Annotated in this window: 24 protein-coding genes and 1 pseudogene; 10 read left to right on the top strand and 15 right to left on the bottom strand. The window is 72.2% G+C overall.

Going from position 1 to position 23,358, the window contains the following annotated elements; all coding sequences use genetic code 11:
- Positions 1–41: 41 nt before the first annotated feature.
- The 4 genes from ACQ86L_RS06285 to ACQ86L_RS06300 form a co-directional block, all read right to left on the bottom strand.
- Positions 42–3,806, bottom strand: coding sequence for an AAA family ATPase (locus ACQ86L_RS06285; protein ID WP_434318132.1), 3,765 nt, complete (start codon positions 3,804–3,806; stop codon positions 42–44).
- Between the two features lie 79 nt (positions 3,807–3,885).
- Positions 3,886–4,140: a hypothetical protein gene (locus ACQ86L_RS06290; RefSeq protein ID WP_434318133.1), complete on the bottom strand. Its 255-nt coding sequence runs from the start codon at positions 4,138–4,140 to the stop codon at positions 3,886–3,888.
- Entirely contained in the window at positions 4,101–5,156 is a 1,056-nt protein-coding gene (locus ACQ86L_RS06295) for an MFS transporter (RefSeq protein ID WP_434318134.1), read from the bottom strand. The genes ACQ86L_RS06290 and ACQ86L_RS06295 overlap by 40 nt, the downstream gene beginning before the upstream one ends.
- Positions 5,153–5,767 carry an ArsR/SmtB family transcription factor gene (locus ACQ86L_RS06300; RefSeq protein WP_434318135.1) on the bottom strand — a complete coding sequence of 205 codons (615 nt, stop codon included), beginning with the start codon at positions 5,765–5,767 and terminating at the stop codon, positions 5,153–5,155. Before ACQ86L_RS06300 ends, ACQ86L_RS06295 begins: the two co-directional genes overlap by 4 nt.
- Positions 5,768–5,851: 84 nt before the next feature.
- On the opposite strand from ACQ86L_RS06300, the gene ACQ86L_RS06305 reads away from it, so the two are divergent.
- From ACQ86L_RS06305 to ACQ86L_RS06325, 5 genes are all read left to right on the top strand, one after another.
- Complete coding sequence (locus ACQ86L_RS06305; protein WP_434318136.1) at positions 5,852–7,297, top strand: MDR family MFS transporter; 1,446 nt, start codon at positions 5,852–5,854, stop codon at positions 7,295–7,297.
- 80 nt (positions 7,298–7,377) lie between these two features.
- Entirely contained in the window at positions 7,378–8,091 is a 714-nt protein-coding gene (locus tag ACQ86L_RS06310) for a FadR/GntR family transcriptional regulator (RefSeq protein WP_434318137.1), read from the top strand.
- 10 nt (positions 8,092–8,101) lie between these two features.
- Positions 8,102–9,358: an alpha-hydroxy acid oxidase gene (locus ACQ86L_RS06315; RefSeq protein WP_434318138.1), complete on the top strand. Its 1,257-nt coding sequence runs from the start codon at positions 8,102–8,104 to the stop codon at positions 9,356–9,358.
- A gap of 162 nt (positions 9,359–9,520) precedes the next feature.
- Positions 9,521–10,423 carry a DsbA family protein gene (locus ACQ86L_RS06320; protein WP_434318139.1) on the top strand — a complete coding sequence of 301 codons (903 nt, stop codon included), beginning with the start codon at positions 9,521–9,523 and terminating at the stop codon, positions 10,421–10,423.
- A gap of 85 nt (positions 10,424–10,508) precedes the next feature.
- Entirely contained in the window at positions 10,509–10,838 is a 330-nt protein-coding gene (locus tag ACQ86L_RS06325; RefSeq protein ID WP_434318140.1) for a hypothetical protein, read from the top strand.
- On the opposite strand, the gene ACQ86L_RS06330 is transcribed toward ACQ86L_RS06325, so the two are convergent.
- On the bottom strand, positions 10,835–11,425 hold the full coding sequence (locus tag ACQ86L_RS06330) for a TetR/AcrR family transcriptional regulator (protein ID WP_345834326.1): 591 nt from the start codon (positions 11,423–11,425) through the stop codon (positions 10,835–10,837). The two genes, ACQ86L_RS06325 and ACQ86L_RS06330, sit on opposite strands and share 4 nt — an antisense overlap.
- A 165-nt stretch (positions 11,426–11,590) precedes the next feature.
- On the opposite strand from ACQ86L_RS06330, the gene ACQ86L_RS06335 reads away from it, so the two are divergent.
- Genes ACQ86L_RS06335 through ACQ86L_RS06345 form a run of 3 tightly spaced genes read left to right on the top strand, consistent with a single transcriptional unit; the run spans position 11,591 to position 13,496 of the window.
- Positions 11,591–12,187 (top strand): DUF6230 family protein, encoded by a 597-nt coding sequence (locus ACQ86L_RS06335; RefSeq protein ID WP_434318141.1) that lies wholly within the window; start codon positions 11,591–11,593, stop codon positions 12,185–12,187.
- Positions 12,178–12,792, top strand: coding sequence for a DUF6114 domain-containing protein (locus ACQ86L_RS06340; RefSeq protein WP_434318142.1), 615 nt, complete (start codon positions 12,178–12,180; stop codon positions 12,790–12,792). The genes ACQ86L_RS06335 and ACQ86L_RS06340 overlap by 10 nt, the downstream gene beginning before the upstream one ends.
- On the top strand, positions 12,789–13,496 hold the full coding sequence (locus tag ACQ86L_RS06345) for a hypothetical protein (protein WP_434318143.1): 708 nt from the start codon (positions 12,789–12,791) through the stop codon (positions 13,494–13,496). Before ACQ86L_RS06340 ends, ACQ86L_RS06345 begins: the two co-directional genes overlap by 4 nt.
- Before the next feature lie 66 nt (positions 13,497–13,562).
- Here ACQ86L_RS06345 and ACQ86L_RS06350 read toward each other — a convergent pair whose 3' ends face one another.
- The gene (locus tag ACQ86L_RS06350; RefSeq protein WP_434318144.1) at positions 13,563–14,162 is read right to left on the bottom strand and encodes a DUF1992 domain-containing protein; all 600 of its coding nucleotides are present in this window, start codon (positions 14,160–14,162) and stop codon (positions 13,563–13,565) included.
- Positions 14,163–14,323: 161 nt separating this feature from the next.
- On the opposite strand from ACQ86L_RS06350, the gene ACQ86L_RS06355 reads away from it, so the two are divergent.
- Positions 14,324–15,406: an epoxide hydrolase family protein gene (locus ACQ86L_RS06355; RefSeq protein WP_434318145.1), complete on the top strand. Its 1,083-nt coding sequence runs from the start codon at positions 14,324–14,326 to the stop codon at positions 15,404–15,406.
- A 197-nt stretch (positions 15,407–15,603) separates the two neighbouring features.
- Here the strand turns inward: ACQ86L_RS06355 and ACQ86L_RS06360 are convergent, their stop codons facing one another.
- Positions 15,604–15,807, bottom strand: coding sequence for a cold-shock protein (locus ACQ86L_RS06360; RefSeq protein ID WP_179605267.1), 204 nt, complete (start codon positions 15,805–15,807; stop codon positions 15,604–15,606).
- An 89-nt stretch (positions 15,808–15,896) separates the two neighbouring features.
- On the opposite strand from ACQ86L_RS06360, the gene ACQ86L_RS06365 reads away from it, so the two are divergent.
- A complete protein-coding gene (locus tag ACQ86L_RS06365) occupies positions 15,897–16,148 on the top strand; it encodes a helix-turn-helix domain-containing protein (protein WP_434318146.1) in 252 nt (83 codons plus the stop codon).
- 10 nt (positions 16,149–16,158) lie between these two features.
- On the opposite strand, the gene ACQ86L_RS06370 is transcribed toward ACQ86L_RS06365, so the two are convergent.
- The 8 genes and pseudogenes from ACQ86L_RS06370 to ACQ86L_RS06405 all read right to left on the bottom strand — a co-directional run bounded on the left by ACQ86L_RS06370 (position 16,159) and on the right by ACQ86L_RS06405 (position 23,136).
- A complete protein-coding gene (locus ACQ86L_RS06370) occupies positions 16,159–16,314 on the bottom strand; it encodes a hypothetical protein (protein WP_434318147.1) in 156 nt (51 codons plus the stop codon).
- A 210-nt stretch (positions 16,315–16,524) separates the two neighbouring features.
- Positions 16,525–16,857 (bottom strand): hypothetical protein, encoded by a 333-nt coding sequence (locus tag ACQ86L_RS06375; protein WP_434318148.1) that lies wholly within the window; start codon positions 16,855–16,857, stop codon positions 16,525–16,527.
- Positions 16,858–17,005: 148 nt separating this feature from the next.
- Positions 17,006–17,347, bottom strand: coding sequence for a YciI family protein (locus ACQ86L_RS06380; RefSeq protein WP_382461028.1), 342 nt, complete (start codon positions 17,345–17,347; stop codon positions 17,006–17,008).
- A gap of 53 nt (positions 17,348–17,400) precedes the next feature.
- Positions 17,401–17,979, bottom strand: a complete 579-nt coding sequence (locus tag ACQ86L_RS06385) for a hypothetical protein (RefSeq protein WP_434318149.1) — start codon at positions 17,977–17,979, stop codon at positions 17,401–17,403.
- Between the two features lie 103 nt (positions 17,980–18,082).
- The gene (locus tag ACQ86L_RS06390; RefSeq protein ID WP_434318150.1) at positions 18,083–18,862 is read right to left on the bottom strand and encodes an SDR family NAD(P)-dependent oxidoreductase; all 780 of its coding nucleotides are present in this window, start codon (positions 18,860–18,862) and stop codon (positions 18,083–18,085) included.
- A 73-nt stretch (positions 18,863–18,935) separates the two neighbouring features.
- Positions 18,936–20,633, bottom strand: coding sequence for a cell wall-binding repeat-containing protein (locus ACQ86L_RS06395; RefSeq protein WP_434318151.1), 1,698 nt, complete (start codon positions 20,631–20,633; stop codon positions 18,936–18,938).
- Between the two features lie 138 nt (positions 20,634–20,771).
- Positions 20,772–22,160 carry an FAD-dependent monooxygenase gene (locus ACQ86L_RS06400; protein ID WP_434318852.1) on the bottom strand — a complete coding sequence of 463 codons (1,389 nt, stop codon included), beginning with the start codon at positions 22,158–22,160 and terminating at the stop codon, positions 20,772–20,774.
- Between the two features lie 59 nt (positions 22,161–22,219).
- A pseudogene (locus tag ACQ86L_RS06405) lies at positions 22,220–23,136 on the bottom strand (patatin-like phospholipase family protein).
- Positions 23,137–23,358: the final 222 nt, after the last annotated feature.

Consider the following 23,358-nt stretch of genomic DNA (forward strand, 5'->3'; position numbering starts at 1 on the left):
TGACGGCGCCAGAGTCGACATTCGGCACGAATGTCGACGCGTTAGAGCTGCGGGAGAGTGATGGGGGCGGTTTCCGTGCTCGCCTCGTCGGCGGCCCCGATGAGCCGCGCGATGCGGGACGCGACCGTGTCCGGGTCGGCGAACAGCTCGAAGCTGTGCACCCGGAGGTAGTGCCAGCCCAAGCGGCGGAGCACGTCCGGGCGCAGGCGCAGCGACTCGCGGAGACTGCCGCGGTTCACGTCGTCGTCGGTCTCGACCACGACGGCGCGACCGGCGTTGGAGGCCACCAGCGTGAGCTTGCCCCGGTAGCCGATCTGCACGTCCAGGCCGCGTCGGGCCAGGCGCTTGGCGAGGTCGACCACCATCGGGTCGGCGTCCGGGCTCAGATACTCGGGCGCGGCGGCCTGGAGCTGGTCGGCCTCCCCCAGCACCTGCGCGAGCGCCGCGATGCCGTGGCGCATCCGGGACTCGTCGATGTCGTCGGGGCGGAAGCACGAGACGATGTCCATGCCGCGGCGGGCACGGGTCATGCCCACCGCGAGCAGGCGGTCGCCGCCCGGCTCGGCGAGCGCGCCGAAGTTGGAGAGCAGGCGGCCGTGCGGGGTGCGGCCGTAGCCGATGGAGAACACCACGCGGTCGCGGCTCTGGCCGACGGACTGCTCCAGCGTGACGACCGAGAACGGCTCCGGCCGGTCGCCCAGGATGAAGTCGGCCAGCTCGGTCCGCTTGGCGAACGCGGACAGCACGGCCTGGTTGACGCGCACCGCGTGGCGCTCGCTCGCCGTGATGACCATGAGGGACTCGCGCGGCCGGTCGGTCGCGTGCCGCAGCACGAGCTCGACGACCTTCGCCACCTCGGCGTCGGTGCTCTCCACCGCGCCGGTGTCGGTGTCGGGCATGCCCTGGCCGCCGGTGACGTAGTGGAGGGCGAGGCTGCCGTGACCGAGGTAGGTGCCGGCCCACGGGAGGGAGTCGATGTTGCCGCCGTAGAAGCGGCGGTTGACCAGTTCGGCCAGGTCCTCGCCGCCGGCGCGGTAGCTGCGGGCCAGCGTGAAGACGGGCAGCAGCTCGGAGAGCCGGGAGAGGGCGGAGTCGGCGTGCAGGGAGTCCACGTCCGCGGTCTCCACCGTCGTGCCGTACTCGTGAACGCCGACGTCGAAGCGGGACGGGGTCTGCGTCACCGGGTCACCGAACGCGACGACCTGACGGGCGCGGCGCAGCGCCGGGATGTTCTCGGCGAGGCTGGAGGCGCCGGCGTCGATGAGCACGACGGTGTCGAACGCGACCTCCGCGTCGATGCTCGGGACCTCGTAGGGCGAGACGAGCCAGACCGGCGCGAGCGGGCGGGCGAGGTGCGGGGCCGCGGCGTTGAGCGTCGCGGCGGTGGGGGCGGTCGTGGTGAGCAGCTTCTTGAGGGCCTTGGCCTCCTCCGGCCAGTCCACGATGCCGATCTTCCAGGTCTCGGCGAGCATCCAGGCGAGCTGCTTGCCGGTGGCGGAGGCGTGCGCCTCGTCCACCAGGCGGAAGTCGGCCTCCAGCCGGTCCAGCACGCTGGTGTTGCCGCTGAGGAGGGCGCGGTCGGAGGCCAGCAGCGCCTCCAGCACCGACTGCCACCAGGCCAGCTCCAGCTCGGCGCTCACCTGCGACTCCGGCACGTGGCGCACGGACAGGTCGGACAGCAGCGGGTCCAGCCCGCGCTCGCGGAGCTGCCCGAGCAGCGCGGTGCGCTCCTGCAGGTTGGCGAGCACTTCGGACTCGGCGGCGAGGCCCGCGACCTGGCGGGTCAGCTCCTCGACCGGGAGGGCCGCGAGCGACTGCGGTGTCCCGACCCGGCGCAGCGGGATGTCGAGCCGGGCGAGGTCCTCCGCGACGCGCTGGTAGGCGACCTGCACGTCCGCGATGCCGACGGGCACCTCGGGCACGACGCCGGCGACGGCGAACCGGTTCCAGAGGATGCGCTGCTGCTGGATGCGCCGCAGCGCCTCGTTGAGGTCGGTGACGTGCACGCCGGGGCGCACGTACTCCAGGGCGAGCTTGCGGAGCCGGCGGCGGTTCGCGCCCGACATCGCGGGCGACTCGCGGCGCGAGGAGGTGGCGGCGATCAGCTCGGCGATCGAGCGGTCGAATACGGCCGGCGTGAAGCGGTCGAGCGTCTCCCGCACGTCGAGCAGCAGCCGCAGGTAGACGCCGAGCTCGGCGATCGACTCGAACGGCCGCATCCGCGTCTGCCCGATCAGTGCCTTGGCGCGGTCCAGGAGGCGTGGCAGCTCGGCGCGGCTGAGCTTCTTGGCGAGGTCGTGGGCCGACTTGCCCTCCTCGGTGGTGCCGAAGGAGGCGCCGTACCAGGGCGAGTCGTTGGGGCCGTAGCGGAACTCGCCGAGGCGGGCGGCGCGGATCAGCGCGTCCGCCGCTCCGTCGCGCCCGGAGGCGAGCGCCTCGATGGAGGCCCTGCTGAGGCGAGCGGTCGTCGACGGCGGCGCCGGCAGCAGCGCGAGCCGGGACAGCTCGCGCAGCGCGTCGAGCACCGAGACGTGCAGGACGGGGTCGCGCCGGGCGAGCGCCGCGCGGTAGTCCAGCAGCACCTTGCGGAGGCGGACGAGCGCGTCGTCCACGTCGGTGACGCGCGGCTGCTCGGCCTTCTCGTTGCGGCCGATCGCCTGGATCAGGTCGCGACGCAGGCTCCGCGGGGTGACAGCGACGCCGGGCAGGCCGACCTTCGCAAACCGCTGCGCGATGTCCTCCAGGCTGGAGCGCCGGGGGCCGACGACCAGGACGCGCTTGTGCTGCGCGACCAGCGCGCCGACGGCGTTGACGACCGTCTGAGTGCCGCCCGTGCCGGGGAGGGTCTTCACGACGAGGGAGTTGCCCGCGGCGATCTGGGCGACGACGTTCTCCTGCGCCTCGTCGGCGTCGAGCAGGAGGGAGTCGGTGGCCGGCGGACGCTCGTCCTGGCGGACGGGCTGGGCGGGGCTGAAGGCGCTCTCGATCGTGGTGCGCGCGGTCGGGTTGCCGGCCAGCGCGTCGAGGATCGTGGTGTCCAGGTCGTCGGCCTCCGCACGCAGCGCGGGAGCGACGTCCACGAATGACGACACGACCAGACGGGGCTGGACGTTGAACCAGGGCAGGTGGGAGGTGAGCCCGCGCAGGCGGTCGATCACCGGCTGCGGCTTGAAGGCGCCGTTGTCCAGGGCGAGCGCCACGAACGCGCTCGCGTCGAGAGTGATCTGGAACTGCTCGGCCAGCGCACGCGACAGCTCGGGATTGAGGAACGGCTGGCCCTTGAGCTTCAGCTCGAAGTCCCGGCCGTAGCGGCGGATCGCCATCGGGCGCAGCAGGATCGGCGCCATGAACTCGTCGGTGCCGTGCCGCCACTGGGCGAGCCCGATCGCCAGATGTACGGATTCGATGCCGCGCACCGAGCGCAGCTCGATCCCCTTCGCCGTGATCGCGTTGGCCGCCGCCCGCGCCGTGCGCAGCGCGAGCTCGTCGCGGATCAGGCTGGAGAGCAGCGTGCTCTGGCCGGTGATGAACTGCGGGAGGCCGCCCGGATGCGTGGTGCTGAGCTCGATGCGCGTGCGCGGGCTGTCCTCGAAGTGCAGCAGCGGGGATTCGCCGCCGATCGCCGCGATCTCCTCGCGCCAGCGCGCCCACACCGGCTCGGCGATGTTGCCGGCCACGAGACCGGCCTCCCCGAGGCTGAGCGTGTGCGGAGAGGTGGTGTTGGCGGCCGGGCGCAGGGCGTCGCCTTCCAGCACGTCGGACGTCATGTCGTCGTCGTCCTCGCTCTTCCTATCCAGTCGCCACACACCGACACCCTACGTGCCGATGCGCGAAACGTCTGGCAATCGGCCGGGTTTCGCGCCAAGTCGCCGCGCCGGGCGGGCGTCAGGACGGCGTCGCGCGGGAGACGGCCGGCTCGGGCACGGCCTCTCGCCTCGTACGGCGGCCGCCGAGGAACAGCAGCGCGAGCACACCGCACAGGAGATAGAGGGACGCCTGCACGTCGAGCACGTGCACCGTGCCGGCCGAGGCCGCGACGAGCCCGGCCACCAGCAGGCCGACGCCCTGGGCCGCGCCGGAGACCGTCCTCACCGCCGCGATCACCCGGCCGAGGGCCGCGCGCGGTGTGACGGTCTGCACGAGGGTGATCTCCCCGTCTCCGTCGCGACCGCGGGCAGGCCCATCGCGATGAACAGCCCCGCGTACACCCAGACGGCCGTGGTGACCGGCGCCAGGTTCCAGGTCAGCAGCGAGAGCGCGCCGAACACCAGGTAGCCGGCGCCGATCAGCCACCGCGGGGCGACCCGGTGCACGAGCAGTCCGGCGACGAGGCCGCCGAGCACGCCGCCGATCGCCTGCACGCCGCGCAGGATGCCGACCTCGGTGTCCCCGGCGTGCAGGTTCTCGGTGACGTAGACGATGAAGACGACGAGGAAGACGCCCTGCGCGACGCTGCCGATCACGGCGATGAGCGCGACGGTCGCGAGCTCGCGGCTGCGGACGATGGTGGCGAGGCCCTCCACCCACTCCCGCAGCAGGCGCCGCTCGACGGCGGGAGCGGACTCCTCCCCCGGCTCCGGCACACGTGGCGGCAGCGGGCGGGTGAAGGCCACGAGCACGGCGGTCACGACGAACGACACGGCATCCACGATCACGACGCCGGGGAGGCCGGACACCGCGAACGCGAGACCGCCGAGCGGCGAGCCGACCAGCCGGGCGAGGTTGTCGCTGATCGCGAGCAGCGCGTTGCCGCGGCCGAGCTCGTCGGGCTTCAGCAGGCGCGGGACCATCGACTGCCGCGCCGGGTTCATCACGGCGCCGAGGCAGGCCTCCACCGCCGCGACCGCGTACACGATGCCCATGCGGTCGGGGCCGGCGGCGAGCAGCGGCAGCAGCGCGAGCCCCTGCAGGACCGCCGTCACGATCATGGTGCGCCGCGGGTCCCAGCGGTCGACCAGCACGCCGAGGAAGGTGCCGGCGAGCAGCATCGGGATGAGCTCGGCGAGGAAGACGGTCGAGGCGCCGAGCGCGGAGCCGGTCGCGGAGAACGCGAACAGCGGCAGGGCGATCATGAGCAGCCAGTCGCCGGTGTCGGAGACGAGGCCCGCCGACCAGATCAGGGCGTAGTCGCGGCGGAGGAGCGGGGAGCGGCTCATGATTCCGGCGCCTCGTCCTTCTCATCCGGGTGCCGGAACGCGTTGAGGTTCAGCACGACCACGGCGCTGTCGTCCGGGGCGTCGGAGCGGGTGAGCGCGATGTACGGGCGGATGAGCGCGTCCAGCCGCTCCCCCAGCTTGCGGAGCTCGTCCGGCGCGATCCGCAGCGCGTAGCCGGACAGGATGCTCGCCTCCCGCCAGGCGGGCGGCACGCTGTCGCGCTGCGCGATCGCCCGGTGCAGCCGGGCGGCGTCCTCGTCGATCTGGTGATCGGCGAAGAAGCGCTCGACGGTGTCGACGCCGAACTGCGCGGCCGGGTCCTCCGTGCGGCCGAGCGTGAGCCCGGTGGCGGTGGACTGCCAGGGGCGCTCGCGGCCGTCGTCGGCCTCCACCCGCTCCACGAGCCCGAACCTGGCGAGAGCGCGCAGGTGGTAGCTGCAGTTGGAGGGCGTCGAGCCGACGGCCTCGGCACAGTCGCTCGCGGTGCTCGCGCCGAACGACATCAGGTGGTCGAGCAGCGCGAGCCGGAGCGGGTGGGCGAGCGCCCGGAGCGCCCGCGGGTCGGTGACCGTGCGGCGGTTCTCCGGGCGACCGTCCGATGTGAAAGACATGTTTCAGATTGTGCGCCCTGCTTTCTTTCACGTCAAGTCGGGCGTGAGGGGAATGATCCCGACCGGGGGCTGTTGTTCACAGAGATGAACGAAATCTCCCGGGCGAGCGTCGGCTTCCGTTCCGAACGCGGGCCGATCCTGATCGCACTCATGCTGACGACCGGACTGGTCGCGATCGACGCGACCATCCTCGCCACCGCCGTCCCCTCGATCGTGCGCGACCTGGGCGGCTTCGCGCAGTTCCCGTGGCTGTTCTCCATCTACCTGCTGGCGCAGGCGGTCTCCGTGCCGGTCTACGCCAAGCTGTCCGACACCGTCGGGCGCAAGCCCATCGTCCTCGCGGGCATCAGCCTGTTCTTCCTGGGCTCGGTGCTCTGCGGCTTCGCGTGGAGCATGCCGGCGCTCATCGCGTTCCGCGCCCTGCAGGGGCTCGGCGCCGGCGCCATCCAGCCGATGTCGATGACGATCGCCGGCGACATCTACACGGTGGCCGAGCGCGCCAAGACCCAGGGCTACCTCGCGAGCGTGTGGGCGATCTCCTCGGTCGTCGGCCCGACCCTCGGCGGGCTGTTCTCGCAGTTCCTGACCTGGCGGTGGATCTTCTTCGTCAACGTGCCGCTCTGCATCCTGGCAGCGTGGATGCTGATCCGCAGCTTCCACGAGAGCATCGAGCCCAAGAAGCACCGGATCGACTACGCCGGGTCCGTGCTGCTGACCGCCGGGATGTCGTTGCTCATCCTCGCGGTGCTGGAGGGCGGCCAGGCCTGGGCGTGGGACTCGGTCTGGAGCATCGGCGCGTTCGCGCTCGGCGCCCTCCTGCTGGTCGCTTTCGCCCTCGTCGAGCGCCGCGCCGCCGAGCCGGTCATGCCGCTGTGGGTGTTCTCGCGCAGGCTGCTGGTGACGACGACGCTCATCTCGCTCGGCATCGGCGCCATCCTGATCGGGCTCACCTCGTACGTGCCGACCTACCTGGAGGCCACGGTCGGCGCTCCCCCGCTGGTCGCCGGCCTCGCGGTCGCGGCGCTGACGCTCGGCTGGCCGATCGCGGCGAGCATCTCCGGCCGGTTCTACCTGCGGATCGGCTTCCGCAGCACCGCCCTGCTCGGCACGAGCATCGCGATCCTCGGCACGATCATCCTGGCGGTGACGAGCGTGCACCCGAGCGTGCTCTTCGTCGCGGTGAGCTGCTTCGTCGTCGGCCTCGGGATGGGCCTCGTCGCGACGCCGACGCTGATCGCGGCGCAGTCCAGCGTCGCCTGGAGCGAGCGCGGCGTGGTCACCGGGACCAACATGTTCGCCCGGTCGATCGGCAGCGCGGTGGGCGTGGCGGTCTTCGGCGCGATCGCGAACGCGATCATCCTCTCCAGCACGGGCGGGGCGCACTCACCCACGGCCGTGCAGGGCGCGTCGACCGCGGTGTTCACGGCGGTGGCCGTCGTCGCGGCGCTGACCATCGTGGCGGGCGTCGCGATGCCGCGCTCGCGCGTGGAGGACGTGGAGTTCGGGCGCACGCCCGCCGCCGCCGACTGATCGCCCCTCCCCTCGACGCTCTCCGAACGCGTGCTATCGTGTGGTCTGACCATATGGTCTGACCACATGAGGAGCCGACGATGACGACCGAGCCGAAGGCGTGGGAGAGCGTGCTCGCCCGCATCGAGGAGCGCCTGGTCGACGGCCGGCTGCGGCCCGGCGACCACCTGCCTCCCGAGCGCGCGCTGGCCGTCGAGTTCGGCGTCGCGCGCTCCAGCGTCCGCGAGGCCATCCGCGTGCTGGAGGCGATGGGCCTCGTGCGCACCCAGACCGGCTCGGGGCCGAGCTCCGGTGCGATCATCGTCGCGCGGCCGCTCGGCGGGATGCAGGCGCTGATGCGCCTCCAGGTCGCCGCAAGCGGGTTCCCGGTCGCGGATGTGGTCAGCACGCGACTGCTGCTGGAGTCGTCGGTCGCGGGCGAGCTCGCCGAGCGCCGTCCCGCCGGCCTCGCCGATGCCCGCCAGCTCCTCGACGCGATGGACGACCCCGCCCTCACGGCGCAGGAGTTCCTGGCGCTCGACGCGCAGTTCCACCTCGCGCTCGCGGAGGCGGCGGGCAACACCGTCGTCGCCACGATGATGGCCGGGCTCCGCAGCTCGATCGAGGGCTACGTGCTCGCCGGGGCCGAGCGCATCCCGGGGTGGGAGGCCATGGCCGCCCGGCTCCGTGCCGAGCACCGCGGCGTGATCGACGCCATCGACGCCGGCGACCCGGCGGCGGCGCGCGCCCGCATCCACGACCACATCAGCGGCTACTACCGCGACGCACCCACCCCGTCCACCGACGCACGTTAGGCACACGAACATGGTCACCCGCCAACTCCCCAAGCCCGCCGAGCTGTTCGAGCTCCTGTCGTTCAAGAAGCCGGAGCTCGACGCGAAGAAGCGCCGGCTGAGCGCCGCGCTCACGATCGAGGACCTCCGCACGATCGCGAAGCGCCGCACGCCGAAGGCCGCCTTCGACTACACCGAGGGCGCTGCGGAGGGCGAGCTGTCGCTGGCCCGCGCGCGCCAGGCGTTCCAGGACATCGAGTTCCACCCCTCGATCCTGCGCGACGTGTCCCAGGTCGACACCTCGTGCGAGATCTGGGGCGGCCGGTCGGCGATGCCGTTCGGGATCGCGCCCACCGGCTTCACCCGCCTCATGCAGACCGAGGGCGAGGTCGCCGGTGCGGGAGCCGCCGGCGCCGCGGGCATCCCGTTCACGCTCTCGACGCTCGGCACGACCTCCATCGAGGGCGTGAAGGCCGCCAACCCGACCGGCCGCAACTGGTTCCAGCTCTACGTGATGCGCGATCGGGAGATCTCCTACGAGCTCGTCCGCCGCGCCGCCGCGAACGGCTTCGACACCCTCTTCTTCACCGTCGACACCCCGGTCGCCGGCGCGCGGCTGCGCGACAAGCGCAACGGGTTCTCCATCCCGCCGCAGCTCACCCTCGGCACCATCGTCAACGCCATCCCGCGGCCGTGGTGGTGGTACGACTTCCTCACCACGCCGAAGCTGGAGTTCGCGTCGCTGTCCTCCACCGGCGGCACCGTGGGCGAGTTGCTCGACGCGGCGATGGACCCGTCGATCAGCTTCGCGGACCTGGACGTCATCCGGAGCATGTGGCCGGGCAAGATCGTCGTCAAGGGCGTTCAGAACGTCGAGGACTCGAAGAAGCTGGTCGACCTCGGCGTCGACGGGATCGTGCTCTCCAACCACGGCGGCCGCCAGCTCGACCGCGCGCCCATCCCCTTCCACCTGCTGCCGAAGGTCGTGGAGGCCGTCGGCGACCGCACCGAGGTCGCGATCGACACCGGCATCATGAACGGCGCCGACATCGTCGCCGCCTACGCGCTCGGCGCGAAGTTCACCCTGATCGGCCGCGCGTACCTGTACGGGCTGATGGCGGGAGGCCGCGCAGGAGTCGACCGCACCATCCAGATCCTCAGCGACCAGGTCGTGCGCACCATGAAGCTGCTGGAGGTGCCGACGCTCGCCGACCTCACGCCCGCACACGTGACCCAGCTGCAGCGGCTGGTGCCGGTCGCGTCGAGCGCCGCGAACGCCCGAGTCTGACACTCCATCCAGCTGACAGGACACGCCGCCTCCGCGCGCCCTGAGGCGGCGTGTCCTGTCAGATAGGTGCTGCGCTCCAGCGGGTGCTCGGCGCATCCAAAGCTTTTGCCAATACGCTTGCTTCTCGGATACCGTCCCCCTTTCTCGAATGGAATGACCTGAATGGCTGCTACGGGCAGAGGCGCCACGACCCCGACGAAGAACGATCGCCGCGCCGAGGCACGCGAGACCGCTCGCCGGATGCGCGAGGAGGCCGCGAAGAAGGCCAAGCGGCGCAAGATCGTCGTGCAGAGCTCGGTGATCGTCGGCGTGATCGCGGTGCTCACGGTCATCGGCGTCATCATCTTCACCAGCGTCGGCGGAAGCACCAGCGTCGCCAACCCGAAGAACATGCTCAGCGGCGGCCTCCTGCTCACCGCGTCCGACAAGGCGGTCACCACCCCGGCGATCGCGCCGGGCGCCAAGCCGACGCCGACAAAGCAGACGCTCGATGGCAAGACCGCGCACATCCAGATCTGGCTCGACTACCAGTGCCCCTACTGCGACCAGTTCGAGACCACGAACTCCCCGCAGATGAAGCAGTGGATGGCGGACGGCTCGGCGACGCTCGAGATCCACCCGATCGCGATCCTCGACTCCAGCACGAACAACAAGTATTCGACCCGTGCCGCGGCGGCGATGTCGTGCGTGGCGAACTACGAGCCGGACAAGTACTTCGACCTCAACAGCGCGCTGTTCGCCAACCAGCCCGACGAGCAGACCGGCTCCGGCCTCACCAACGCCAAGATGCTGTCGCTGTTCAAGAGCGGGGGCGTCAGCTCCTCCGCCGTCACGGACTGCGTGAACAAGCAGACGTTCTCGAAGTTCGTCACCGACCGCACGAACGAGGCGGTCGCGAACTCCCAGCTCAAGAACCCGTCGACCGGCAGCTTCGGCACCCCGACCGTGTTCGTGAACGGCGAGCGCTACCAGGGCGGCTTCACCGACGCGTCCCAGTTCGCGGCCTTCGTCGCGGCGGCGGTCAAGGACGCCGGCTCCAGCGGCACCTACAGCTTCCCGAAGTAGTCGCCCTTCTGTCCCCTCTCCTGCGGCGCCCGCGCGCGGGTGTAGGTTCGGCCCGAACAGCCGGACCGCAGGAGAGGGGACGAGGATGGACGACCGCATTCCGGAGGACGGCGCGGACGAGCCGGAGATCGGCGACTCCGACGCCGGTGACACGGCCGGCTGGGTGGACCCCGGCGACGGCGAGGTCGACTACGCGCTGGACGACCCGATCGCGGAGGCCGACTTCGCCGACGAGCTGGTGACGACCGACGGCGTGGCAGGCGAGACCGTCTGGGACGGGCCGGGCGACGGCAACGACGGGCCGACCGGTGGACAGCCCCGCGAGGCCGAGCCGTATTACGACGAGCACGATCCGGAGGGGAACCCGGAGGACGGCGTGCTCACCCAGGACGACCTGGACGAGGAAGGGATCTAGCGGGGAACGGCCTCCACCACCCCGTTCGCGCTGCGCTCCAGGAACGCGACGATGTCGCCGGACGGGATGTCGGTGCCGATCGCACTCGACACCAGCACGTCCTCCGCGAACGCGATCCAGGAGCGCAGGCCGATCCGCAGCAGCGGGGTGTCCGTCGCGCCGAGTTCGAGGAAGACGGCGAGGATGCGGTCGGCCTGCTCGGCCCTGGCCTCCTCGATCACGACGCGCACCTCCTCGTCGCCGCTCGCGACGCCGCGGACCAGCGAGTAGAACGTGCCGCTGTGGTCGCGCACGAACGCGACGATACGGGTCAGCGTGTCGCGCAGGCGCTCGCGCGGCGGCAGGGCGGGCACGGGTTCCGTGGCGTGCAGCATGCTGTCGCGCGCGGTCCGGACGACCTCCCGGTGCAGCCCCTGCTTCGACCCGAAGTAGTGGAACAGGAGCGCGCGCGACACCCCGGCCCGCGCCGACAGCTCCTCGATGGTGAGGGTGTCCAGCGGCTGGTCGGCGAGGTGCGCCACCCCGAGCGCGACGAGCTGGGCACGGCGCTCCTCCGGGGTCAGCCGGGTGCGCCGATCGGTGTCCATGGATCGAGCCTAGGCGCCCTCCACCGCGCTGGCACCCGCGGCGCGACGACCGGAACGTTCAGTCCGTCCCCCTTTCGGCCGACTATTGACAATCGGTCAATAGCGTCTACTCTCGACGTGGGAACGACCGCACAGTCGCTGTCAAGCCCCCGAACAGGAGGATCGATGAAGTTCCGCAAGCTCGCCGGCTCCCACGCCGGACGCATCGTGCTCGCCGCCGTGCCCGTCGCGCTGGTCTCCACCGTGCTGATGGCCGGGGTCGCTCAGGGGGCCGTCCCGGTCTCGTTCGCCGTCTCCGGCAGCCAGTTCCAGATCAGCGCGTCCAAGCTCGACGGCACCGGCTTCTCGCAGTACGCCGGCGTCGCCCCCGACACCTCGGGCAAGCAGCACCAGGTCGCGATCGCCAACATCAAGTCGGCCACGCTCGCCGACCTCTGCCAGTCCGTCGTCTCGGACACGCCGCTCGGCAAGGTCGGCATCCTGATCACGGCGGGTGGCGGCGGCAACCCGGCCAGCGCGTCCGACCTCCAGATCGGCATGACCGACCTCGCCGGCGACGCGGAGTTCCACAACATCCGCATCGGCGTCGACGCCTCGACGGTCAACACGACCGCCAAGGGCAGCGCGGGCGACTTCGCGCAGGACTCCGACACGGTGACCATCTCGCACCTGCAGCAGACCGCGTGGAGCACGCAGGCCTCGGTCTTCACGCTCACCGGCATGCACGTGCAGCTCACGGACGGATCGAAGGGATGCTTCTGAGCCGCCCGGGGACGAGGCACGCGATGATCGAGCCGGAGGCGGGCATGCCCGAGGATCGGGAGACCGCGGAGCCGATGTCGGCGTTCGAGCCGGTGGCGGCCGAGTCCTCCGCGTCCGATGTGTCGGCACTGCTGACGCCGTCCGAGGACGCCGAGGAAGCCCGCCCCTCCGACGACCGGAGCGCTTGGGAGCGGTTCCGCGACTGGCGGCAGCATCGCCCGTTCGTCGGCGGACTGCTGACCGCGCTCGGCGGCATCGAGATGTTCTTCTCCGGACAGCTCGACATCGGCCGCATCCACGTGCAGCTCGGCATCGAGGGGCTGCAGGCGACGATCATCCCGATTCTGCTCGTGCTGCTCGGCATCCTGGCCGTCGCGATGCCCGCGCACCGGATCTTCTACGGCGTGATCGCGCTCGCCATCGCGGTGTACTCGCTCGTCGGCGTCAACCTCGGCGGCTTCTTCATCGGGATGCTGCTGAGCACGGTCGGCGGCGTGCTGACGGTGGCGTGGATGCCGCCGGAGCAGCGCGGCGAACGGCGTCCGCGTCGCCGCCGCCGAGCGGGCACGCCCGCCGCCGACGACGCGGCGGAGGAGACCGCGTGACGGCCCGCAGAGGACCCGGCGGCGTCGCCCTGGCGGCCGGTCTCGCGCTGGCCGGCGCGCTGACCGGGATCGGCGCGACCCCGGCGCCGGCCTCGCACGCCGCGGCGCCCGCCTCCCTCTGCCTCCCGATCTTCGCCTCGTGCGACCCGTCGTCCCCGACGCCGTCGCCGTCGTCGGGCGCGCCCTCCCCCGGACTGCCGCTGCCCGGCCTCCCGAGCGCGCCGGGCACCCCCGTGACCGGCACCGCGACCCCGACCCCGGCGCCGACGCCCGCCTCGCCGGACGGCGCGGCGCCCGTCTTCACCCAGCCGCCCGCGCAGCTCGGCAGCAACTCGCTGTCGTTCACCGGGCTCAAGGGCGCAACGGTCGTGACGGTCCCGATGGCGGACGGCAGCCGCATCCCGGTGATCAAGATCTCGGCGGACACCATCACGATCCAGGGCTTCAGCCTCAACGTCCGCAAGCAGACCGGACCGGTGCTGCTCACGACCGCGGACACGATGACGCTGAGCGGGAACGTCCAGGTCTACCTCGACTCGGCGACCGCCACCCTCCCGGACGGCACACCGCTCACCCTCGGCGCGTCGACGCCGCCGCCGAACAGCGGCCTGCCGCCCCAGCTGCTGCGGGTCACGCTCGGCCTCGTCGGCGCCACCGCGGACTCGATCGTCTACACGAACACGAAGCAGCACCTCTCGGAGTAGAGGCTGCGGGGTCGCGACACGCCGCTTCACGGGTCGCGGAGCGGCGTCTTGCGACCCCGCTTCGGGTCAGCGGGCCTTGCGGAGACGCCGCCGCTCGCGGCGGGTGAGGGCGGCGAGCGCCTCGGCCTCGGCGCGGCGGGTCGCCTCGGCGTCGCGGAGGCGCGCGTCGCGTCGCTCGGTCCAGCGCGCGACCTCCTCGTCGGCGTCGCGGGTCGGCGTGACCACCGGAGGGCCGCCCTGGAGCTGCCGCCTCGCGTTCACCACCCGGCGGTTGAAGTCGGCGACGTGGTCGCGCACCGCGCGCTCGGAGCCGAGCCGGTCGAGCGTCGCGTCGAACTCGGCGTGCTCGGTGCGCAGCGTGAGGGCGGGAGGGCCGAGGCCGGTGAGCTGCTCGCGCTCGATCTTGCGGCGGATCCACCAGTCGGGGTCGTGCGTGCCGGTGAGCCCGGGCAGCGGCTTGCCCGCGCCGGGGAGGTCGTCGAAGTCGCCGCGCCGGATCGCCTGCTGGATCGCGTTCTCGATCACGTGCGCGCGCTGGTCCATCGTCGGCTGACCGGCGTTGGCCTCCTCGACCTCCTCGCCGCGCGCCTCGGCCTCGCGGCGCAGGCGGTAGCGCGCGGCCTCCACCTTCGCGTCGGGGTCGGGGCGCAGGCGGTCGTCGGCCATACCGCCAGCCTACGACGGCGCCCGCTCCCCTCCAGCGGCGGCTCCACCCGTCGAGGGGCACGTAAACGCCCCTAAGACCGCGTTTCAGGGGCGTTTACCTGCCCCTCGACGGTGGTTCGGACGCCGGGGAGGGTGTCGGCGGGTGGGGATAGCGTGGCCGCATGGAGCCGTTCCGGATCGCTGTGCCCGACGAAGTCCTGTCCGACCTCGACCGGCGCCTGCGGGCGACCATCCTGCCCGGGAGGACGCCGGGGCCGGACTGGTCCAACGGCATCCCGCCCGAGGTGCTGGGCGGCCTGGTCGACCGGTGGCGGCACGGGTACGACTGGCGGGAGGCCGAGCGGCGGCTGAACCGCTTCGAGCAGTTCGTCGTGCCGATCGACGGCTGCGACATCCACGTCGTCGTCGCCCGCGGACGCCGGCCCGGCCGCCTCCCGGTCGTGGTCACGCACGGCTGGCCGTACTCGTTCGCTACGATGCTGCCGCTGGTCGACGCGCTCGACGGCGAGCTGGACGTCGTGGTGCCGTCCCTGCCGGGCTACGGCTTCTCGGGTGTCCTCCTGTCCGGCTTCTCGTCCGCCGGCGTCGCCGACCGGTGGGACGCCCTCATGACGACCCACCTCGGCTACGAGCGCTACCTGACCTACGGGGAGGACGTCGGTGCGGGTGTGAGCGACTGGCTCGCCGGCGCGCACCCCGCGGTCGCGGGCATCGTGGCCAGCCACGCGTCCTTCTCCGGGCGCAGCCGGCCCGGTGTGGAGCTCGACGACGCCGAGCGGGCCTTCCTCGCCTCAGTGGCGACGCCTGCCGAGTCCGGGTACGCGCACCAGATGGGCACCCGGCCGGACACGCTCGCGGCGGCGCTCATCGACTCCCCCAGCGGGCTCCTGGCGTGGATCGCCGAGAAGGTCGCGGCCTGGAGCGACGGCGACGGCCTGACGGCGTTCGACCCGGACGACGTCCTCACGAACGTCATGGTGTACTGGGTCACCCGCTCGATCGGCACGAGCTTCCGGCCGTACTGCGAGTCGCCGGACGAGGACGACCTCCACCCGGTCGTCCAGGTGCCGGCGAGCATCCTCATCCAGACCCACGAGGCCGCATACCCGGGCTCACTGGCCGAGAAGAGCTACGCCGACATCCGCTCGTTCGCGAGGCTGACGCAGGGCGGGCACTTCACTGCATGGGAGAACCCCGCCGCCGTCGCGGAGGCGATCCTGGCGCTGGAGGCCGAGGTCCGCTGAAATCCGCGCCGCAACCCGGTTGACAACCGGTAGGGCACGCATAATGTGTGCACTAAGCAACCGGATGGCAGGCCGAACCGTAAGGGGACGGGCGGCAGTACTGCATTCCCGGTGGGCGATGGCCCGGCCTGTGGCAGGCCGGGCCATCGCCTGGCTTCCCGCTCAGCGGGAATCCGGATCTCTGGGTCTGACGGGCGTCAGAGCGGGCGGATGTTGGAGGCCTGCATCCCCTTCGGCCCCTGGGTCAGGTCGTACTCGACCTTCTGGTTCTCCTCGAGCGTGCGGTAGCCCTGCGAGGAGATCTCGCTGAAGTGGGCGAAGACGTCGGCACTGCCGTCATCCGGGGCGATGAACCCGTACCCCTTCTCTGCGTTGAACCATTTGACGGTGCCTGTAGCCATCGTTTCTTCCTTCGTTGTCTTCTCCGAGCGCTCGATCGAGCGCACGGCACTGCCAGGCTACTCTTCGACGGCTTGTTAGCATTCATCGCGTGCACTCGGAAAGTAACGCAGTGGCCGGCCGGATCGGCGAGAACATCCGCGGACGGCGGGAACGGCTGCTCTTCACGCTGGACGAGCTGGCCCGGCGCGCCGAGCTCCAGGAGCACACGCTCTGGCGGATCGAGCGGGGCACGACCATGCCCACTGTGCTGAATCTCGTGCACCTGGCGGACGTGCTGGAGTGCCGGCCGGGCGAACTGCTGCACGGCGTGTCCGCGACGATGGACGACGAGGCCTCCTGAGCGGGCCGGCTCAGTCGTAGCCGAGGATGACGACGTCGGCGTCGCTGCGGAAGCCGCCGCCGAGTCCGCCCATCCCGAGCGCGCCGCCGAGGCCGAGGGGCGCACCGGCGTGCGTTCCCTCTGCGGGGTGAACCCGGGTCCGGTCTTCGTCGACGATGGCGGTCATGTCAAGGATGCTAGGCGCGCGGCCACAGCGTCAGAATCGACACCGCGTCCAATGTTCGCGCGCGGATCGACACCGCGTCCATCCACTCGCGGCTTCTCGGTCGCCAACCTGGAGACCGCCGGGGGCCGGCGACGGACAGGAACTGTTCCCCCAGAGTTTGCCGACATTCCCGATTGCCCCCTTCCTGGGGGTGGTCCGCTCGTGCCAGAATCACGGAACCCGCTGCCGGTCGGCGGTGCACCGAGGCCCGAACACGCTGACAACGACGCCACGAAGGAGAGCCTTATGACGGACATCATCGCCCCAGCCGCTGTGCGCGCCGCCCTCGACCACGCGGTCGCCGCGGCAGGCGAACGGCATCGCTACGCGTTCCCGGCCGACGGTCTGGTCCGGTTCACCTGGGACGCCGAGGGGACCGAGCGCGGGGACCTGATCGGCGAGGCGCTGCGCGAGCTCGCGCCCGACGTCTACGAGCACCTCGCCAGCGTCGAGACGGAGGACCCCGGCCAGCCGGTCGAGTCGGTGCTCGACCTGGCCGAGCACGGACTGGCCGTCCCGCTCGCCACCGTGGCGGCGCTGGACGAGGCGCGGGCCATCGAGGACGCCGGGGGACCTGGGGCGAGGCGCTCGCCCACTTCAACGAGAGCTACTTCGACTCGGAGGCGCTGGCGGGCTGACGCCGGCAGCGCCGCTACGACATCGGGTCGTACTGGAACTCGCGGACCTCCTGGTCGCACCGGCACGCCGCCGCGATCTTCGCCGCCCACTCCAGCGCCGCGTCGCGGGTCGGCAGGTCGAGGATGGTGAACCCGCCGTCCAGCAGCCGCGTCTCGGGATACGTCCCCGGCGAGACCGTGCCGTCGCCGGACACCATCACCGGGCCGACCGCCTCGTCGATGCCGCCGCCGAAGACGTAGACGCCGGCCTCCTGCGCGTCCCGGATCACCGCGTGGGAGGCGTCGGACACCGCCGGCAGCTCCTCCTCGGTGATGTGCATCGCCCCACTGGGGAACGAGATCATGAATTTGGTCATCGCACGACTCCCTCGCGGTCGGGACTACGGGCGCGACTCTACTCGCGGTGCGCTCAGGCGCGCGACTCCCGGGAGGCACGGCGGAGGGTCGTGAAGCAGCCGAGCACGGCGAACAGCAGGGCCAGCAGCACCGAGGGCAGGAGGGACTGCCACATGTCCCCGTTGGTGAACAGGTTGTCCCAGAACAGGCCCCACACCCGGTCGTCGGCGAGGGCGTCACCGAGCGGGATCTTCAGGGCGGCGACGAGGTCGGTGAAGATCCCGGCGAGCAGGGACAGCACGATGGTCACGGCGACGATCGCGATGATGCCCCAGAACGCCGCGCGGGTGACCCGTGCCTTCGACCCCACCCGGTAGAGCCAGACGGCGCCGATCGCGACACCCCAGGTGACGATCGAGGCGATGAAGCCGATGTTCCAGAGGACGGTCCAGACGATGACCCCGGCCGGGATGATGAGCAGCGCGAGCGCGATGCCGCGGCCGACGCGCTCGGACTGGGTGAAGGGCTGGGGCGCGGGCGTGGCGAAGGGCTCGGACGACGCGAAAGGCTCGGACGAGGCGAAGGAGGCAGGCACGGACGGCTCGGCGCCCTCCGGAGCAGGCTGGACTCGGTCGTCGGTCGCGTCGGTCACGCTGGTTCCCCCTTCGCGCGCCACCGTGGCGCGCTGGACAGCCTGGCACAGCGGTCCGGCGGAATCGATCGCGCGGCGGCCCCCAGTTCGGGGCGCGGCGTCGTCACATCGTCGGCCGCATCCCGCCGTCGATCACGACGTCCGATCCGGTCAGGTTGCCGAGGACGGGGCTCGCGAGCATCGCCACCAGCGCGCCGACCTCCTCGGGAGTCGTGAAGCGGCCGGTGACCATCGCCTGCTCCGCGCCGTGCCGCACCTCCTCCGGGGTGCCGCCGCCGGCCGCCGACACCGTCTGCGCGACGCCGCCGTCGCCCAGCCAGAGCGCCGTGGCGACCGGACCGGGGCTCGCCGAGTTCACCCGGATCCCGCGCGGCCCGAGCTCCTTCGAGAGCGACTTGGTGAAGCTCAGCAGCGCCGCCTTGGCCGCGCTGTAGTCCATCACCAGCGGATCGGCGAGGATCGCGTTCTCGCTCACGACGTTCACCACGGCCCCGCCGTCCGGGATCAGGTCGAGCAGCGCCCGGGTGACACGCACCGCGGCGAGCGCGTTCAGCTCGTAGGTGCGCAGCCAGTCGTCGTCCGTGATGGAGGCGAACCCGCCGGGCCGCGGCGGCGCGGAGCCGACGTTGTTGACCAGGATGTCGACCCGGCCTCCGTCGCCCAGCTCGTCACGGAACTTCGCGATCCCGTCCGGGCCGGAGAGGTCGGCGGGGTGGAAGCGGAAGCCGGCCGAGGCCTCCAGCGCCCGGGACTCGTCGGTCGGGGTGCGCGCGACGCCGATCACGGTCGCCCCCTCGTCGAGGAGGGCGCTGGCGGCGGCCAGCCCGATGCCGCGGCTGGCACCGGTGACGATGGCGCGGGTGTCGTTCAGTCTGAGGTCCACGGGCCGAACCTACTGCCTCGGCGGCGCGTGCCGCTAGGAGCGTCGGCGGGGATCGTCGTCGGGGCCTCCCGGCTCAGCAGCCGTAGTCGAGCACCTGGTAATCCTGCACCGCAGGGCCGCCGACGATCACGGCGTGCGTCGCATGGCTGTCGCTGAACCCGGAGAACGACGCCGTGGGAGCGCAGTACCCGAGGGTCAGGAGGAGCGGTCCCGGCTGGGTCGCGGCGAGGACCGCCGTCGAGAGGGCGTCGGGGAACATGAGTCCGTTGACGAAGTAGGCCGTGTGCGAGACGAAGGTACGGGCGAGAGCGGCGGCGGTCCCGAAACGGTCCGCCCCTGCCGTCCGGGTCACCGCGATCCCGGCGGCGGCGAGGCTGCCCTCGATGCCGGTCGAGACGCTCGCCGGTCCGCCCACGATGGTGACGTGCGTCGTCCCCCAGTCGTGCAGGGCCGTGGCCGTCCCCGGGTCGAGCGCGCCGGCTCTGCCGTCGGTGAGCAGGACGGGGCGTCCTGTGGAGGCAGCGGCCGCGGCTGCGGCGAGCGCGTCGGGGAACGCCGCGCCGGTCACCAGGTAGAGGTCGGGGATGCTCGCGCCGAAGGCGTCGGCCACGACCTGCCGGGAGACCGAGTAGCGGTCGGCGCCGGAGATGCGGTCGACGGTGGTGGCGAACGGCAGCGCCTTCAGGTCGGTGACGACCTGGTCGGACAGGGCCGTCGTCCCGCCCACCACGACGATCCTCGCCGGGTGGAGGCGGACGAGCTCGGCGGCGACGCGCGTGTCGAGGCCGCCCGGCGGCGTCAGCAGGAGCGTCCCGCGCAGCTTCGCCGCGGCGGCGCCGGCCGAGAGGGCGTCGGGGAAGTCGCCTCCGGACGCGATGTAGGCGACGGGCACGGCTGCCGACCCGTCCGGGTGGGCCTTCTGCGACGCCGCGACGGAGGTCGCGTACCGGTCGGTGGAGGCGACCCGCTCCGAGCTCAGGATCGGCGGCGTGACCTGGAGCTCCGCCGACGACTGCTCGATCACGATCCCCGGGAGGACGGTCCTGACCAGCGCGCGGACGGAGTGCCCGATGAGGTCGAGGGTGGTCGTGAACGAGGTGCCGGCCGGGCCGGGATTCCACCAGTTGTGCGGGTTCGGGGCGCTCGTCCCCACGACCTGGTAGCTCCCCCACGAGTAGCTGTCGGACCCGCCGCTCGGGGAGGACAGGGCGACGGACAGTGTCGAGCCCACCCGGGCTGATCCGGTGAGGACCGGGTGGTACGCCGGGCGCGTCGCCGGGACGTTCACGGTGGCGCAGGACAGCCCGCTCGTGCTCTCGGGGTAGGTGTAGAAGCTGTAGAGGCGCAGGCAGACGGTGACGGGTCCCGTCTGCGGCGCGAGAGCGTGCACTTCGAAGCCCTGGTTCGGCCCCAACCCGTAGCGGGCCGCGATGTCGGGCCGCGGGTAGTCGAACAGCCAGTTCTCGGCCCAGGCGAGCGTCGTGGTGGACCCTCCCGCCCCCGGAAGGTAGAGCTCGAGGCCCACAGGTTCGGAGGCGTCGCCGTTCGATCCCGGCTGGTTGAGGTCTCCCGCCCAGCCGACGATGTGCAGGCCGGGGCGGTCGTCACCATCGCTGTACTCGACCGCGATGGATTCGATGGACCCGATCGCCGCGAGCGGGTGGAGGGTGCCGTCGGCGGACGCGGGCGGCGCCGCCACCCCTGCGACGGTCAGCGTCGCGGCGACCGCGGCCAGCCCGACGATGGAAACGAGACGTGTGCGGAAGCTCATGGCCCGGCCTTCTGCGACGCCGACCACCGGCTCCCCCTCGCACACCCAGTCGTGCGCGTCCTGTCGCTCCGGCACATCCTATGGGCATGGCGCGGGACTCCGCGAGCGGCGCCACGCCGGATCGCGCCGGGCCACGCGCTACGCAGGTGGTCCGAACCAGCGCAGCAACGCGTCCGCCGGCTCCTCCCGGCCGTCGCCGATCCACGCGACGTGGCCGTCCGGCCGCAGCAGCAGCGCGGGCTCGCCGATCGGGAGGTCCGCGTCCGCGACGAGGCCGACCCGGTCGCCCCAGCCCACGACGCTCAGCCGTCCCGTCCGGTCGAGCAGGAGTCCGCGGCCGTCGCGCAGGCGCTCGTAGAGCCGGCCGCCCGGCAGCGGGAGGTCGCGGAGCCGCCGGCCGAGGAGCGCCGGCCCGTCGCCGAGGTCGTAGTGGATGCCGAGGCCGCTGACCTGTTCGGCGAGGTACAGGGCGACCCCGTCGACGCCCATCAGCTCGGTGAGCAGCCGCCGCACGGCCTGCGGCCCCGGATCGGGGTCGATGAGCACGCTCTGCGCTCGCGTGAGGGTGAGCACCTGTTCCGCCACCGGCCGCCGCTCGCTCTCGTAGCTGTCCAGGAGGCCGTCCGGCGCGCGTCCGGAGACCTCCGTCGCGAGCTTCCAGCCGAGGTTGAACGCGTCCTGGATGCCGAGGTTCAGTCCCTGCCCGCCGAGCGGCGGGTGCACGTGCGCGGCGTCTCCGGCGAGCAGGACGCGGCCGTCCCGGTAGCGGTCCGCGAGCCGGGTGGCGTCGGTGAACCGGGACAGTGCCCGGGGCGAGTGCGCGCCGAAGTCGGTCCCCGCATACGCGCGCAGCTGCGTGCGGAACTCGTCGAGCGTCGGCGGGACCGTGCGGTCCTCGGCGACGGAGGCTGCGGGCACGACGGCGCGGAACAGCCCGTCCGCGGCCGGGCCGATGCCGAAGCCGCGGTGCGTCTTCCGGACCTCCTCGGAGATCGCCGCCACCTCCTCCGCGGGCGTGGTCACCTCCACCTCGCCGAGCAGCCACTCGGTGCGGGCCGGCTCGCCGGGGAAGGCGACGCCGAGCAGCCGGCGCACCAGGCTGCGGCCGCCGTCGCAGCCGACCAGCCAGCGCGACCGCAGCCGGGTGCCGTCCGCGAGATCGACCGTGACCGAGGCTGGGTCCTGCTCGAAACCGACCACCTCGGCCCCGCGCCGCACCTGCGCCCCCAGCTCGACGGCGCGCTCCTCCAGCAGCCGGTCGGTGACGGTCTGCGGGATGCCGAGGATGTACGCATGGTCGCTGTCCAGCGCGACCGGCCGCGGGGACGCGATCCCCGCGAACCGGCCCACACCTTCGGGATGCCGCCGGCCCAGCGCCAGGAAGCGCTCCAGCAACCCGCGCATGTCGAGGATCTCCACGCTGCGCGGGTGCAGCCCGAGCGACCGGACGAGTGGGCTGCGCTCGTGCTCGCGCTCCAGGACGACGACGTCGACGCCGCGCAGGCGGAGTTCGGCGGCGAGCATCATCCCGGTCAGGCCGCCGCCGGCGATGGTGACGTCGTGGGTGTGCGGTTCTCTCTGCGAACTCACGCCGCGCCTCCCCAGAACCCGCTGAGCCCTGCGGCGGCGGCCCTCCCCTGGTCGAAGCCGGCCCGCGCCGACGCCGGCCGGCGCGAGAGGTCCATCATGCTGTCGCCGAACGCGTCGAGGGACGCCTGGCCGGGGAGGATCGTCTCGACCTCGCTGCCGCCGGCGCGGAGCTCCCCGACCTGCGCCGAGAGCTGCATCCCCCACGCCTCCGGATGCCGGCTGCGGCCGCCGAAGGGTGAGAGCACCAGGACGCGCCCGTAGCCGGCCGCGAGGTCGGCGTTCTCGTTGCGCCGGTAGCCGCCGTCGATGTACTGCTCGTCGCCGAGTGCGTACGCGAAGCCGCTGGAGCAGCTCGCCGCGACGGCGTCCGCCAGCGCGACGCCGCTGTCCCGGTCGAAGGTCACTCCTCGCCGGTGCGCGCGTCGACGGCGGTGAGGAGGACGCGCTGCTCCGGCCACTCCTGGCGGGGCAGCCGGGAGGCGACGGTCGCGCGCCACTGCGCCTGGCGGCCGGGGCCTGCCTCCTCCGCGAGCCCGATCGCCCAGGCGCCCATCCGGCGGCGCATGTCGGCGGCGTCCGACGATTCGGCGATGATGCGGCCGGTGACCTCCAGCTGGCTGGAGACGGAGCCGGCGACGCCGCGCGCGACGCCCTCACAGCCGGGACGGCCTCCATTTGGCCGCTGCGGTGTCGGGGCGGCGAGGATAGCGGCGAACAGCTCGCCGGGCGGCGCGCTCGTGATCTGGGCGGCCGCGGTCGATCCGGCCGACGTGCCGACGATGAGGTCGGCGCGCGCGACGTCCACCCCGCCGTCGAGGAGGCCGGCGATCACGCCGAGCTCCCAGGCGTTGCCGGAGGACCCACCGCCGTGGAGGACGAGCGCGCGGGAGGAAGAAGAAGTGTGAGCGTTCATGGGAGTGCCTTTCGCGAAGATGCCTTCGGGCGCTCCGGCGACGGTTACCGGCGTCGCGCGATCGTGCACTGCAGGGGAGCACCCACTGCGGATGTTGCGTTCATGGGTCTCACCTCCTGCGTCCGGATCACGATCGGGAGAACGTTAGCACGCCCGCCGCGGCAGGAGTCCGAATATTCTGCTTGCGCTTTCGGGCGGCTTGGTTCTATGGTGTGCTTTATC

It is taken from the genome of Leifsonia sp. P73 (genome assembly GCF_051059105.1).
Classification (GTDB): domain Bacteria; phylum Actinomycetota; class Actinomycetes; order Actinomycetales; family Microbacteriaceae; genus Leifsonia.